Source organism: Isoptericola nanjingensis (assembly GCF_050311635.1).
GTDB lineage: Bacteria > Actinomycetota > Actinomycetes > Actinomycetales > Cellulomonadaceae > Isoptericola > Isoptericola nanjingensis.
On sequence record NZ_JBNOZL010000007.1, the window covers coordinates 54,253 to 68,800 of the forward strand.

Here is a 14,548-nt window from a genome sequence, read left to right on the forward strand (position 1 = left end):
GACGATGTCCCACGCCATGTCCTACGACCGGGGGACCCCCGTCCCCGTGCGCGCGCCGCGCGGCACGACGCTCACCGCCCGCAGCTGGCAGACCGAGGCGCCGCTGCGGATGCTCATGAACAACCTCGACCCGGAGGTGGCGGAGCGCCCCGACGACCTGGTCGTCTACGGCGGCACCGGCCGGGCGGCGCGCGACTGGCCGAGCTACCACGCCATCGTCCGCACCCTCACGACGCTGGCCGACGACGAGACGCTGCTCGTCCAGTCCGGGAAGCCGGTGGGCGTGCTGCGCACGCACGAGTGGGCGCCGCGCGTGCTCCTCGCCAACAGCAACCTCGTGGGCGACTGGGCCACGTGGCCGGAGTTCCGGAAGCTCGAGGCGCAGGGCCTCACGATGTACGGCCAGATGACGGCCGGGTCGTGGATCTACATCGGCGCGCAGGGCATCCTCCAGGGCACGTACGAGACGCTCGCGGCCGTCGCCGCCAAGCGGTTCGGCGGCACGCTCGCGGGGACCCTCACGCTGACCGGCGGGTGCGGCGGCATGGGCGGCGCGCAGCCGCTGGCCGTCACGCTCAACGGCGGCGTGTGCCTCGTGGTCGACGTCGACCGGTCGCGCCTGGAGCGGCGCGTGCGCGAGCGCTACCTCGACGAGGTCGCGGACGACCTGGACGACGCCGTCCGGCGGGTCGAGGCGGCGAAGGCGGGGCGCCGGGCGCTGTCGGTGGGCGTCGAGGGGAACAGCGCGGAGGTCGTGCCGGAGCTGCTGCGTCGGGGCGTAGCGGTGGACGTGGTCACGGACCAGACGTCGGCGCACGACCCGCTGTCGTACCTGCCGGTGGGGGTCTCCGTCGACGAGTGGCACGACTGCGCGGACGCCAAGCCGGAGGAGTTCACCGACCGGGCGCGCGAGTCGATGGCCCGGCACGTGGAGGGCATGGTCGGCTTCCTCGACGCGGGCGCGGAGGTGTTCGACTACGGCAACTCGATCCGCGACGAGGCGCGCCGCGGCGGCTTCGACCGGGCGTTCGACTTCCCGGGCTTCGTCCCCGCCTACATCCGGCCGCTGTTCGCGCAGGGCAAGGGCCCGTTCCGCTGGGCCGCGCTGTCCGGCGACGCGCGTGACATCGCCGCCACCGACAAGGCCGTCCTCGACCTCTTCCCCGACGACGACCACCTGCACCGCTGGATCCGCGCCGCCCAGGAGCGCGTCGCGTTCCAGGGCCTGCCGGCCCGCATCTGCTGGCTCGGCCACGGCGAGCGCGACCGTGCGGGGCTGGCGTTCAACGACCTCGTCGCGTCCGGGGAGGTGAGCGCGCCGGTCGTCATCGGCCGCGACCACCTCGACTCCGGCTCCGTCGCCTCCCCGTACCGGGAGACCGAGGGCATGGCCGACGGCTCCGACGCCATCGCCGACTGGCCGCTGCTCAACGCGCTCACCGCCGCGTCGTCCGGCGCCACCTGGGTGTCGCTGCACCACGGCGGCGGCGTCGGGATGGGGCGGTCCATCCACGCCGGGCAGGTGTCCGTCGCGGACGGCACCGACCTGGCGGCGCAGAAGCTCGCGCGCGTGCTGTCCAACGACCCGGGGCTCGGCGTCCTGCGGCACGTCGACGCCGGGTACGACGACGCAGCGGCCGCGGCGTCGCGGGGCGGGCTCCGCGTGCCGATGCGAGAGTCGTAGGCATGCGCGAGGTGGAGCACCCGGGCGGTTCGCACCCGGCCACGCTGATCCTGGGGATCGGCGAGCTCACGACGAACGCCCCCGAGGCCGTCGGCGTCGACCCGGTAGTCGACCCGACAGGCGTGATCCGGGACGCCGCGCTGCTGCTCGACGGCGGGCGCGTGGCCTGGGCGGGCCCGGAGAGCGCGTGCGCCGACGGCGTCGAGGCGGCGCTGGGGCGTGCGCCCGACCGCGTCGTCGGCGTCGAGGGGCGCGCGGTCGTGCCCGGCTTCGTGGACTCGCACAGCCACCTGGTGTTCGCCGGCGACCGGTCGGCGGAGTTCGAGGCGCGCATGGCCGGCCGTCCGTACGCGGCCGGCGGGATCCGCACCACGGTCGCGGCCACGCGCGCGGCGTCGGACGACGGGCTGCGGGCGGTGCTGCGCCGGCACGTCGACCAGGCGCTCGCGCAGGGCACCACGACCCTCGAGACCAAGAGCGGCTACGGGCTGAGCGTCCCCGACGAGGAGCGGGCCGTGCGCCTCGCCCGGGAGGTCACCGACGAGGTGACGTTCCTCGGCGCGCACGTGGTGCCGCCCGAGTTCTCCGACGACCCGGACGGCTACGTCGACCTCGTCGTCGGCGACATGCTCGCCGCGTGCGCCCCGCACGCGCGCTGGGTGGACGTGTTCTGCGAGACCGGCGCGTTCACCCCGGAGCAGTCGCGCCGCGTGCTGGAGGCGGGCGCCGCCGCCGGGCTGGGCGTCCGCGTGCACGCGAACCAGCTCGGGCCGGGCGAGGGCGTGCGCCTCGCCGTCGACCTCGGCGCCGCCGCCGTCGACCACTGCACCTACCTGTCCGACGACGACGTCGCGGCGCTCGCGGCGTCGTGGGGTGGGGAAGCGCAGGGAACCGTCGCGACGCTGCTGCCCGGCGTCGAGTTCTCCACGCGCCAGCCGTACCCCGACGCGCGCCGCCTGCTCGACGCGGGCGCCGTCGTCGCGCTGGCCAGCGACTGCAACCCCGGCTCGTCGTACACGAGCTCGATGCCGCTCATGGTGGCGCTCGCGGTGCGGGAGACGGGCATGACCGTCGCCGAGGCCGTCTGGGCCGCGACCGCGGGCGGCGCCCGTGCGCTGCGTCGCGACGACGTCGGGCACCTCGCGCCCGGCGCCCGCGCCGACGTCGTCGTCCTCGACGCCCCGTCCCGCACGCACCTCGCCTACCGTCCCGGCGTCCCGCTCGTGCACGCGGTGTGGAAGGACGGCCACCCTGCGAGGTAGCACCAGTCCTGCCGAGGTAGTACGCACCTCCGCGAGGTAGTACGAGAATCCGCGAGGTAGCGCCCTGCCCTCAGGACTTGGGGGATGTGCGGTTTTTGTCCGTACTACCTCGGCAGGATTGGTACTACTTCGCGGGGTTCGGTACTACCTCGCGGAGGGCGAGGCCCGCCAGCACCTCCAGCACGCAGAGGGCGGCGAGGCGGACGGTGCGGCCGTCGGGGGCGTCGGCGGTCGCGTCCACCTCGGCGAGGTCGACGGAGCGGACGCGCGGGTCGGTGGCGGCCGCGCGGACGAGGGCGCGCAGCTCCCAGGCCGCCAGCCCGCCGGGCACGGACGCGGGGCAGCCGGGCGCGACGGAGCGGTCGCAGACGTCCACGTCGACGTCCAGGTGCACCGGCCCGCCCGCGGCGCCTGCGACGTCCAGGGCCGCGCGGACGACGTCGCCCGGCCCGCCGGGACCTCGCTCGTGGACCTGCCGACGAACCTCGTCGAGCGTCACGACCGTGATGCCCAGGTCGCGCGCCCGGCGGGCGTAGGCCGCCGAGTTGGCGAAGTCCGCGATGCCGATCTGCACGACGCGCGCGGGGTCCAGGCCGGCCTCGATCAGCCGCCGTACGGGCGAGCCGTTGGAGACGCCGTCGCGCAGGTCGTAGTGCGCGTCGACGGTGACCAGGCCGGCGGTCGCGACGTCGTCCCCCCAGGCGCCGAGGGCCACCGGGACCGTGAGCGCGTTGTCCCCGCCCAGCGCGACGACGGCGCGCGCCCCCGCCAGCGCCGACCGCACCGCGGCTCGCGCGCGGGCCTCGCCGTCCGGCCCGTCCGGCTCGTCGACGTCGCCGTGGTCGACGACGGCCGGCTCGCCCAGGTCGACGGGCGCGCCGTCGGCGCCACGGATCAGCGCGGGGCTGTACCGGCGCAGCGCGGCCCGCACGGCGGCGGGCGTGGCGTGCGCGCCCGTCGTCGACAGCGACGTGCGCCAGGTGGGGACGCCGATCAGGGCCAGGTCGGCAGGGGCCCCGGGCGACGGTGCAGGCCAGGAGCCGGCGCGCGGCCAGAGCGGGTCGTGGGGCAGGGGAGCGGAGGTCACCTGCCGACCGTACGACTCCCATGAGGTGCCTCACACACCCGGGGGACCCCCTGGGCATCGTGGTATCCCGCTGCTAGGGTCTGGCATTCGTGGGTTCGATACCTACGTTCGATCACGTCGATCATTCGATCGCCGGATCCGGCCACCTTCGATCGTGCATGGAGCTCCCGTGACCGTCAGCGTCCCCGCGAGGACCGACCTCACCGCGCGTCTCGACGTCGACTTCCGTCGCGTCGCCAGCGCGCTGTGTCGGTGAACCTCCCGCGTCGCTGACCCCACGGTGACCGTCGTCGACGCCGACGACGCCGCTCCACGACGCGGCCCCGAGCCCGCGTCCCCCGCACCCTCGTGCACCCCCTGATCATCCGGACGACCGCCTGCCGCCGTCGTCCACACCCAGGCGCCCTCGGGCGCCCGAGGCGAAAGGTTCACCTGTGTCTTCCGCAACCAAGGTCCCCGGCGCGCAGCCGCGCGAACGCAAGGGCCTGCGCTTCCCGTCGTTCTCGGTCCAGATCCTGCTGGGCCTCGCGCTGGGCGTGCTGCTCGGCTGGCTGGCGCTGGCCCTCGGCCCGCAGGCCGACGGCGAGACGCCCAACGGCCTGACCACGACGCTCGACACCATCGGCTCGTCGTTCGTCACCCTGCTCAAGGCGATCGTGCCGCCGCTGATCTTCACGGCCATCGTCGCGTCGATCGCGAACCTGCGCTCCGTCACCAACGCGGCCCGCCTGGCCGGCCAGACGCTGCTCTGGTTCGCCATCACCGCCGCGATCTCCGTGGCGATCGGCATCGGCCTGGGCCTCGTGTTCCAGCCGGGCCACAACACGACGCTCACCACGGCGGAGGCGGCCGAGCCGTCCAGCACCGGCACGTGGCTCGACTTCCTCAACGGCCTCATCCCGACCAACGTGCTCGGCCTGGGCGCGAAGACGTCGGTCGAGGCGGGGGCCGACGGCGCGCTGAGCGCCGAGACCGGCATCAGCTTCAACGTGCTGCAGATCCTCGTCGTCGCGCTGGTCATCGGCATCGCCGCGCTGAAGTCGGGCGCCAAGGCCGACCCGTTCCTCGCGTTCAACAAGTCCGCGCTCGCCATCGTGCAGAAGGTGCTGTGGTGGATCATCCGCCTCGCGCCGCTGGGCACGATGGGCCTCATCGGCAACGCCGTCGCCACCTACGGCTGGGAGTCGCTGCGCTCGCTCGCCTCGTTCTCCGTGGCGATCTACGTGGGCCTCGCGCTGGTCCTGTTCGTCGTCTACCCGGTGCTGCTCAAGGCCAACGGCCTCGGCGTCATCGCCTGGTTCAAGGGCGCGTGGCCGGCGATCCAGCTCGCGTTCGTCTCCCGCTCGTCCGTGGGCACGATGCCCGTCACGCAGCGCGTCACCGAGCGGAACCTCGGCGTGCCGAGCGAGTACGCGTCGTTCGCGGTGCCGCTGGGCTCGACGACGAAGATGGACGGTTGCGCCTCGATCTACCCGGCGATCTCCGCGATCTTCGTGGCGCAGATCTTCGGCATCGACCTGTCGCTGACCGACTACCTGCTCATCGCGTTCGTGTCCGTGGTGGGCTCGGCCGCCACCGCGGGCCTCACCGGCGCGATGGTCATGCTGACCCTCACGCTGTCCACGCTGGGCCTGCCGCTGGCGGGCGTGGGCCTGCTCCTCGCCGTCGACCCGATCCTCGACATGGGCCGCACCGCGGTGAACGTCGCCGGGCAGACGCTGGTCCCGACCATCGTCGCCAAGCGCGAGGGCATCCTCGACCTCGAGCAGTACCGCGCCGCGTCGTCGGAGCACCTGTTCGACGAGGACGAGACTGCGCAGGACGACGTGCAGGACGACGCCGCCCAGGCCGAGACCGCGCAGGACGGCGCCGGCCGCGAGCCGGTGGGCGCCGGCGCGAAGGCCTGACGGCCCGCAGCACGTGACGGAGGCCCGGTGGGGAAGACCCGCCGGGCCTCCGGCGCGTTCCGGGCGGGCTACCGGGCGAGGTCGGCGGCGTCGACCAGCCCGGCGCAGGGGACGGCGAGGACGTCGCCGCGGCGGAGGTCGCGCGGCAGCAGCACGACCGGCCCGCCGCGGCCCGGGGCCGGGTGCACGGTGAACGGGCGCCGAGGCTCCGCGGACGCCCGGCCCACGAGCCGCGCCCGGTCGAGCAGGACGGCGCACCCGCCGAGGTCGGCGTCGAGCCAGGCCTGTCGTGCGTCGTCCCCGAGCCGCGGGACGGCGTCCAGCACGCGGGCGAGGACGACCGTCCGCGCCGTGGGGTCGCCCCAGTAGCGGTCGACCCGGGTGACGTCGGCACCCACCGGGACGTAGACGCGCGGCGTCGGGTAGTGCTCGGCGAGCCGGGCCAGGCTGGTGCGGTCGACGAGCACGTCGTCGCCGGTGAGCTCGGTGCCCTCCGGCCACCCCTCGAGCGCGGGGCGGCGGGTGCGGACCAGGGTGGTGAACAGCGTCGTGAGGCTCATGCCTCCGGTCTACTGCGGGGCGGTCCCGCGGGACCCGGACCTCACGGGACGCATACGGGGACGAGCCCGATCCTCACGACTCCCCGCCGTCCGGGTCGAAGCGGTAGCCCATGCCGGACTCGGTGACGAGGTAGCGCGGGGCGGCGGGGTCGGGCTCGAGCTTCTTGCGCAGCTGCGCCACGTACAGCCGCAGGTACCCGGTGTCGGTCACGTGCTCCGACCCCCAGATCTCGGTGAGGAGCGTCTGGCGGGTGACGAGCTTGCCGGGGTTGCGCACCAGCCGCTCGAGCATCTGCCACTCGGTGGGCGTGAGGCGCACGTGCTCCGTCTGCCCGTCACGGGCGCGCGTGACGCTGTGCGCGGAGAGGTCCACCGTGACGTCGCCGAACCGCACCACCGGGTCGGAGTCCTCGTGCGCGACGCGGCGGGTGAGAGCGCGGATCCGGGCCAGGAGCTCCTCGATGGAGAACGGCTTCGTCACGTAGTCGTCCGCGCCCGCGTCGAGCGCCTCGACCTTGTCGGCCGCGCCGGTGCGCCCCGACACCACGAGGATCGGCGCGTCCGACCAGCCGCGGACGGCGTGGATGACGTCGATGCCCTCCAGCTCCGGCATGCCCAGGTCGATCATGAACACGTCGGGCCGGTGGTCGATGGCGCGGGCGATCGCCTGCGTCCCGGTGGTCGCCGTGACGATCTCGTACCCCTGCGCGGTGAGCGTGATCCGCAGGGCGCGCAGGATCTGCGGGTCGTCGTCGGCGATGAGGATCTTCATGGGGCGGTCGCCTCCGGCTGGTCGGGCTGGTCGGGCTGGTCGGGCTGGTCGTGCGGCGCGGCGACCGCGGCCGGGAGCGCGACCACCATCGTGAGGCCGCCGCCGGGCGTGTCCTCGGGGGTGAGCGTGCCGCCCATGCCCTCGACGAACCCCTTGGACAGCGCGAGGCCGAGCCCCAGGCCGGTCGTGTTGTCGGTGTCGCCGAGCCGCTGGAAGGGCACGAACACGTCCTCGCGCCGGTCGGCGGGGATGCCGGGGCCGTGGTCGACCACCCGGATCTCGACCGTGCCGGCGAACGTGCTGGTCGAGACCCGCACCCGCCGCCCGGAGGGCGAGTGCCGCAGCGCGTTGGCCAGCAGGTTCACCAGCACGCGCTGCAGCAGCACGGAGTCGGCGACGACGCTCGGCGCCGTGAGGTCGAGGTCCAGCTCCACCTCGCCGGGGCCGACGCCGAGCTCGTCGAGCGCGGGCAGCACGACGTCGGCGGTCTCGACGGGCGCGGTCGAGACGGCGAGGACGCCCGCCTCCAGGCGGCTCACGTCGAGCAGGTCGGTGATCAGGGTGGCCAGCGCGGTGAGGCTCTCGTCGGCCGTCACCAGCAGCTCGTCCCGGTCCGCCTCGCTCAGCGCGCCGCGGGCGGAGCGCAGCCCGCTCACGGCGGCGGCGGCGGAGCTCAGCGGGCGGCGCAGGTCGTGGCTCAGCGCGGACAGCAGGGCGCTGCGCACGCGGTCGGACTCGGTGAGCTGGTCCACCTCGCTCGCCACCTCGGCCAGGTCGCTGCGCTCCAGCGCGGCCTGCAGCTGGACCGCGATGACGTTCAGGAGGCGGCGCTCGGAGGCCGCGAGGTCGCCCCCGGACAGCTCGAGGACGGCGCGGTCGCCGACGTCGATCGTCGTGCGCGGGCCCGTGGGGTCGTCCCCGCCGTCCGCGGCCAGCACCGCGCCGCCGGCGACGAGGCGGGCCCCGGTGAGACCGAACGCCTCCCGCGCCCGGCTCACCAGCGCCTGCACGGCGTCCTGCCCGCGCAGCACGCTGCCGGCGACCGTCGCCAGCACCTCCGACTCGGCGGCGGCCCGGTGGGCGGCGCGCGTGGTGCGGGCGGCGCGGTCCACGACGACGCTCACGAGCACGGCCGTGACGACGTAGAGGACGAGGGCGACGACGTGCAGCGGCTCGCCCACGGTGATGGTGTGGATCGGCTCCACGAAGAAGAAGTCGAGCGTGACCCCGGACAGGATCGCGGCATAGACCGCGGGCCCCGCCCCGCCGATCAGCGCCACCACGACGACCAGGAGCTGGTACGACAGCACGTCGGAGACGATCGACTCCTCGCTGCGGATCGACACGAGCCCCCACGTCAGCAAGGGCCCGCCCAGGACGGCGAGCAGGAAGCCGGCCAGGCGGCGCTTCGCCGACAGGGCGCCGCCCATCCGCGGCAGCCGGGTGCGACCGCCCGCGGCGGCGTGGTTGACGATGTGGACGTCGATGTTGCCGGCCTCGCGCGTCACGGTCGCGCCGATGCCGGGCCCGCTGAGGGCGGCGGCGAGGCGGCCGCGGCGGGAGACGCCGATGACGAGCTGCGTCGCGTTGACGCCGCGCGCGAACTCCACGAGCGCCGTGGGGACGTCGTCGCCCACCACCTGGTGGTAGGTGCCGCCGAGCTCCTCGACGAGCATCCGCTGCCGGGCGAGCGCGCCCGGGGTCGCGCCGCGCAGCCCGTCCTGGCTGGTGACGTGGACGGCGAGCAGGTCGCCGCCGGCCGACCGCGCCGCGATCCGTGCCCCGCGCCGCAGGAGCGTCTCGCCCTCGGGCCCGCCGGTGAGCGTCACGACCACGCGTTCGCGGGCCTCCCACGTGGAGTCGATGCCGTGCTCGGTGCGGTAGTGCTGCAGCGCCGCGTCGACCTCGTCGGCCAGCCACAGCAGGGCGAGCTCGCGCAGCGCGGTGAGGTTCCCGAGGCGGAAGTAGTTCGACAGCGCAGCGTCCACGCGTTCGGCCGGGTAGACGACGCCGGAGGAGAGGCGGTCGCGCAGCGCCTGCGGGGCGAGGTCCACGACCTCGATCTGGTCCGCGGCGCGCAGCACGGCGTCGGGGATGGTCTCCTGCTGCGCCACCCCGGTGATCTTCTGGACGACGTCGTTGAGCGACTCGATGTGCTGGATGTTGACGGTCGAGAGGACGTCGATGCCGGCGTCGAGCAGGGCGTCGACGTCCTCCCACCGCTTCGCGTGCGCCAGGCCGGGGGCGTTGGTGTGCGCCAGCTCGTCGACCAGCGCGACGTCCGGCCGCCGCGCGAGGACGGCGTCGAGGCCCAGGTCGGTGAGCTCGACGCCGCGGTGCACGACCGACGCGCGCGGCACGACCTCCAGGCCCGCCGCCATCGCGGCCGTCGCGGCGCGCCCGTGCGTCTCCACGAGCGCGACCACGACGTCCCGGCCGTCGTCGCGCAGCCGCTTGCCCTCCTCGAGCATGGCGTAGGTCTTCCCCACGCCCGGCGCCGCGCCGAGGAGGACGCGCAACCTGCCGCGACCCATGCTCACCTCCCGAGCTCGGCCGTGCTCTCGTCGAGGGCCACGTTGAGCTCCAGCACGTCGACCACGGGCTCCCCGAGGTATCCCAGGGCGCGACCCTCAGTGTGCCTCGCGACGAGGTCCGAGACCTCCTTTTCGGACAGACCGCGGGCGGCGGCGACCCGCGCGACCTGGAGGTCGGCGTACTCGGGGCTGATGTGCGGGTCCAGCCCGGACCCGGACGCGGTGACGGCGTCCGCCGGGACGTCCGCCGGGTCCACGCCCTCGAGCGCGGCCACGGCCGCGCGCCGCTCCCCGATCGCGGCGACGAGGTCGGGGTTCTCGGGGCCGAGGTTCGACCCGGACGACGCGGCGCCGTCCCAGCCGTCGCCCGCGGCCGACGGCCGCGGCTGGACGTACTGCGGCAGGGGCGCCCCTTCCGCGTCCGTGAAGCCCTGGCCGATCAGGGCCGACCCGACGACGGTGCCGTCGCCGTCGCGCACGAGCGAGCCGTCGGCCTGCGCCGGCAGCACGAGCTGCCCGACGCCGGTGATCGCCGCCGTATAGCCGACGCCGAGCAGCAGGGTGAGGACGATCATCGCCCGGACCGCGACCCCGAGGGTGCGGCCGGTGCTGCGGGTGGTGGCGTTCATGGTGCTGTTCCTTCTTCCTGCTCTGCTCAGAACACTGTGCTGTTCAGAAACCGGGGACGAGGCGGACGACGAGGTCGATGAGCCAGATGCCGACGAACGGCGCGACGATGCCGCCGAGGCCGAAGACCAGGAGGTTGCGCCCGAGGGTCTTCGACGCGTCCATGGGCCGGTACCGCACGCCGCGCAGGGACAGCGGGATGAGCAGCACGATGACGAGCGCGTTGAACACGATCGCGGAGACCACGGCGGACGACGGCGAGCTCAGGCCCATGACGTTGAGCGCCTCGAGGCCGGGGAACACGCCCATGAACATCGCGGGGATGATCGCGAAGTACTTGGCGATGTCGTTCGCGATGGAGAAGGTCGTCAGCGCGCCGCGGGTGATGAGCAGCTGCTTGCCGATGCGGACGACGTCGATGAGCTTGGTGGGGTCGGAGTCGAGGTCGACCATGTTGCCGGCCTCCTTCGCTGCCGACGTGCCCGAGTTCATCGCGACGCCGACGTCGGCCTGCGCGAGGGCGGGGGCGTCGTTGGTGCCGTCCCCCGTCATCGCGACGAGGCTGCCGCCCTCCTGCTCGCGCCGGATGAGCTCCAGCTTGTCCTCCGGCGTGGCCTCGGCGAGGTAGTCGTCGACGCCGGCCTCGGCGGCGATGGCCGCGGCGGTCAGCGGGTTGTCGCCGGTGACCATCACGGTGCGGATGCCCATGGCGCGCAGCTCGGCGAACCGGTCCGCGATGCCCTCCTTGACGACGTCCTTGAGGTGCACGACGCCGAGCACGCGCCCGGCCCCGCCCGGCGCCCGGACCGCCACGACCAGCGGCGTGCCGCCGGACCGTGCGACCCGTTCGACGGCGTCCTCCACCTCCGCGACCACCGGGGCGGCGGGGGCGCCGCCGCCGGCGAGCCAGGCCATGACCGCGCTGCCGGCGCCCTTGCGGATCTGCGTGCCGTCCGGCTCGTCGAGGCCGGACATGCGGGTCTGCGCGGTGAACGGCACGACCTCGCCGGGCACCGCGGTGCTCTCGTGGCTCCCCACGTCCACCCCGGCCCGGACGGCGAGCGCCACGATCGACGCGCCCTCCGGCGTCGGGTCCGCGAGGGACGACAGGGCGGCGGCGCGCACCAGGTCGCGGGCGTCGACGCCGGCCAGCGGCAGGAACTCGCTCGCCTGCCGGTTGCCGTAGGTGATGGTGCCGGTCTTGTCGAGGAGCAGCGTCGTGACGTCGCCGGCGGCCTCGACGGCGCGGCCGGACATCGCGAGCACGTTGCGCTGCACGAGGCGGTCCATCCCGGCGATGCCGATCGCCGAGAGCAGCGCGCCGATCGTCGTCGGGATGAGGCAGACCAGCAGCGCCACCAGCACGGCCACGCTCACCGGGCTCGCCGCGTACGACGCGATCGGGTTCAGGGTGAGCGCGACGACGACGAACACGATCGACAGCGACGCGAGCAGGATGCTCAGCGCGATCTCGTTCGGCGTCTTCTGCCGGCTGGCGCCCTCGACGAGCGCGATCATCCGGTCGACGAACGTCTCGCCCGGCTTCGAGGTGATGCGCACGACGATCCGGTCGGACAGCACCCGCGTGCCGCCGGTGACGGCGGACCGGTCGCCCCCCGACTCGCGGATCACGGGCGCGGACTCGCCGGTGATGGCGGACTCGTCCACGGACGCGATGCCCCGCACGATCTCGCCGTCGCCCGGCACGAGGTCGCCGGCGGCGACCACGACGACGTCGCCGAGGTCCAGGTCGGCCGACGACACGTCGGCGAGCGCGGCGTGCAGGGCCTCGGGGTCGGCCGCGTCGTCGTAGGCGGCGACGCGGTGCGCGACCGTGGCCGTGCGGGTCTGGCGGAGCGTGTCCGCCTGGGCCTTGCCGCGGCCCTCCGCGACCGACTCGGCGAGGTTCGCGAACACGACGGTGAGCCAGAGGAACAGCGCGATCACGGCCGTGAACGAGCCGGGGACGACGGTGCCGCCCGAGGTCACGGGCCCGCCGAGGAACGGCTCGACGACGGCGAGCACGGTGGTCAGCGCGGCGCCGACCCACACGACGAACATCACGGGGTTGCGCCACATCTGGCGCGGGTCGAGCTTGCGGAACGCGCCCGGCAGGGCGGCCCGCACCTGGGCCCAGGTGAAGACCCCGCCCGGCGTGCGGGCGGCCTCCGGTGACGAGGGAGCGGGGGACGACGGGGTATCGATCAGGGTGGTCATGAGTTACACGAGCCCTTCCGCCAGGGGACCCAGCGCGAGAACGGGGAAGTAGGTGAGCGCGGTGAGGATGACGACGACCCCGACGAGCAGCCCGACGAACTGCGGGCGGTGCGTGGGCAGGGTCCCCGCGGTGGCGGGCACCTTGTCCTGCCGGGCGAGCGACCCGGCCAGGGCGAGCACGAGCACGATCGGCACGAAGCGCCCGAGCAGGATCGCGACGCCGAGCGCCGTGTTCATCCAGGGCGTGTTCGCCGTGATGCCGGCGAAGGCCGAGCCGTTGTTGTTGGCCGCGGACGTGAAGGCGTACAGGACCTCGGACATGCCGTGCACGCCCGGGTTCCAGATCGTCGTCGAGACGACGCTCTCGCGCACCGCCGGGATCGCGAAGCTGAGCGCGGTGCCCGCCAGCACGAGCGTCGGGGTGACGAGGATGTAGAGGCTGGCGAGCTTGATCTCGCGGGGCCCGATCTTCTTGCCCAGGTACTCGGGCGTGCGGCCCACCAGCAGGCCGGCGACGAACACCGCGATGACGGCCAGCACGAGCATGCCGTAGAGGCCCGACCCGACGCCGCCGGGCGCGACCTCGCCGAGCATCATGTTGAGCATCGGGATCATCCCGCCCAGCGCGGTGAACGAGTCGTGCATCGCGTTCACGGCGCCGGTCGACGTCGTCGTGCTGGTGGTCGCGAAGAGCGTGGTCCCGACGATGCCGAACCGCGCCTCCTTGCCCTCCATGGCGCCGCCCGCGAGCTGCGGGGCGGTGCCGCTCCCGGCGGACTCGAGCGCCGTCAGCGCGGCGAACGACGCCACGAAGATCACGCCCATCGCCGCGAGGATCGCGTACCCCTGCCGCAGGTCGCCCACCATCCGGCCGAACGTGCGCGGCAGCGAGAACGGGACGGCCAGCATGAGGAGCACCTCGACGACGCTCGTCCACGCCGTCGGGTTCTCGAACGGGTGGGCCGAGTTCGCGTTGAAGAACCCGCCGCCGTTGGTGCCGAGCAGCTTGATGGCCTCCTGCGACGCCACCGGCCCGCCGGGGATGCTCTGCGCGCCGCCGGCCACGGTCGTGACGTCGGTGAAGCCGTCGAAGTTCTGCACGACGCCACCGATCATCAGCACCACCGCGCCCACCACCGAGAGCGGCAGCAGGATGCGCAGCGAGCCCCGGACCAGGTCGACCCAGAAGTTGCCGATCGTCCCCCTGCGGCGGTGCGCGAACCCGCGCACCAGCGCCACGGCGACGGCCATGCCGACCGCCGCGGAGACGAAGTTCTGCACCGCGAGCCCGGCGAGCTGCACCGTGTAGCCGACGGTCTGCTCGGGCGAGTACGACTGCCAGTTCGTGTTCCCCACGAACGACGCGGCCGTGTTGAACGACAGGTCCGGCGCGACGGCGGGCAGCCCCAGCGAGTACGGCAGCCACTGCTGCGTGCGCTGCAGGGCGTAGACGAGCAGCAGCCCGACGAGGGAGAAGGTCAGGACGCCGCGCGCGTACGCCTGCCACGTCTGCCCGGAGCGCGGGTCGACGCCCAGCAGCCGGTACAGGCCCCGCTCGACGCGCCAGTCGCGAGGGGTGGTGTACACGGTCGCCATGTAGTCGCCGAACGACCGGTGGACGACCGCGAGGACGAGGGCGACGGTCCCGAGCGCGAGGACCGCCCCGACCCAGCCCATCAGAACTTCTCCGGCTTCACGAGGGCCACCACGAGGTAGACCAGCGCGGCCACGCCGAGAGCGGCGGCGAGGAGCTCGACGACGATCACAGCTTCTCCACCGCCTTCCCGATCCCGGCGACCAGCGCGAACAGGGCGATCACGCCCAGCACGTAGACGACGTCAAGCACCAGCACGTCCCCACTTCGATTCCGACGGCCGGCCTCCGGAGAGGGTCGGGCC

The 14,548-nt window shown here is 74.1% G+C and carries 11 protein-coding genes; 3 read left to right on the top strand and 8 right to left on the bottom strand.

All coding sequences use genetic code 11. The features are described from left to right. The first annotated feature begins 4 nt into the window (after positions 1–4). Both hutU and hutI read left to right on the top strand, forming a co-directional pair. Entirely contained in the window at positions 5–1,684 is a 1,680-nt protein-coding gene (gene hutU / locus ACQP6G_RS14675) for a urocanate hydratase (protein ID WP_429765281.1), read from the top strand. A gap of 2 nt (positions 1,685–1,686) precedes the next feature. Continuing rightward, the gene (gene hutI / locus ACQP6G_RS14680; protein ID WP_429765283.1) at positions 1,687–2,946 is read left to right on the top strand and encodes an imidazolonepropionase; all 1,260 of its coding nucleotides are present in this window, start codon (positions 1,687–1,689) and stop codon (positions 2,944–2,946) included. Between the two features lie 124 nt (positions 2,947–3,070). Here hutI and ACQP6G_RS14685 read toward each other — a convergent pair whose 3' ends face one another. Beyond that, a complete protein-coding gene (locus ACQP6G_RS14685; RefSeq protein WP_429765284.1) occupies positions 3,071–4,033 on the bottom strand; it encodes an arginase family protein in 963 nt (320 codons plus the stop codon). A gap of 434 nt (positions 4,034–4,467) precedes the next feature. Between ACQP6G_RS14685 and ACQP6G_RS14690 the strand changes: the two genes are divergently transcribed. Further along, positions 4,468–5,940, top strand: a complete 1,473-nt coding sequence (locus ACQP6G_RS14690) for a dicarboxylate/amino acid:cation symporter (protein WP_429765286.1) — start codon at positions 4,468–4,470, stop codon at positions 5,938–5,940. Between the two features lie 68 nt (positions 5,941–6,008). Here the strand turns inward: ACQP6G_RS14690 and ACQP6G_RS14695 are convergent, their stop codons facing one another. From ACQP6G_RS14695 to ACQP6G_RS14725, 7 genes are all read right to left on the bottom strand, one after another. Continuing rightward, on the bottom strand, positions 6,009–6,500 hold the full coding sequence (locus ACQP6G_RS14695; RefSeq protein WP_429765287.1) for a hypothetical protein: 492 nt from the start codon (positions 6,498–6,500) through the stop codon (positions 6,009–6,011). 73 nt (positions 6,501–6,573) lie between these two features. Continuing rightward, a complete protein-coding gene (locus tag ACQP6G_RS14700) occupies positions 6,574–7,272 on the bottom strand; it encodes a response regulator (RefSeq protein WP_429765288.1) in 699 nt (232 codons plus the stop codon). Then, complete coding sequence (locus tag ACQP6G_RS14705; RefSeq protein WP_429765289.1) at positions 7,269–9,806, bottom strand: ATP-binding protein; 2,538 nt, start codon at positions 9,804–9,806, stop codon at positions 7,269–7,271. The genes ACQP6G_RS14700 and ACQP6G_RS14705 overlap by 4 nt, the downstream gene beginning before the upstream one ends. Positions 9,807–9,808: 2 nt before the next feature. Next, positions 9,809–10,435: a K(+)-transporting ATPase subunit C gene (gene kdpC / locus ACQP6G_RS14710; protein WP_429765291.1), complete on the bottom strand. Its 627-nt coding sequence runs from the start codon at positions 10,433–10,435 to the stop codon at positions 9,809–9,811. Positions 10,436–10,478: 43 nt separating this feature from the next. Then, on the bottom strand, positions 10,479–12,650 hold the full coding sequence (kdpB, locus tag ACQP6G_RS14715; RefSeq protein ID WP_429765293.1) for a potassium-transporting ATPase subunit KdpB: 2,172 nt from the start codon (positions 12,648–12,650) through the stop codon (positions 10,479–10,481). 3 nt (positions 12,651–12,653) lie between these two features. After that, positions 12,654–14,327 (bottom strand): potassium-transporting ATPase subunit KdpA, encoded by a 1,674-nt coding sequence (gene kdpA, locus ACQP6G_RS14720; protein ID WP_429765295.1) that lies wholly within the window; start codon positions 14,325–14,327, stop codon positions 12,654–12,656. Further along, a complete protein-coding gene (locus ACQP6G_RS14725; protein ID WP_429734823.1) occupies positions 14,327–14,416 on the bottom strand; it encodes a potassium-transporting ATPase subunit F in 90 nt (29 codons plus the stop codon). The genes kdpA and ACQP6G_RS14725 overlap by 1 nt, the downstream gene beginning before the upstream one ends. Positions 14,417–14,548: the final 132 nt, after the last annotated feature.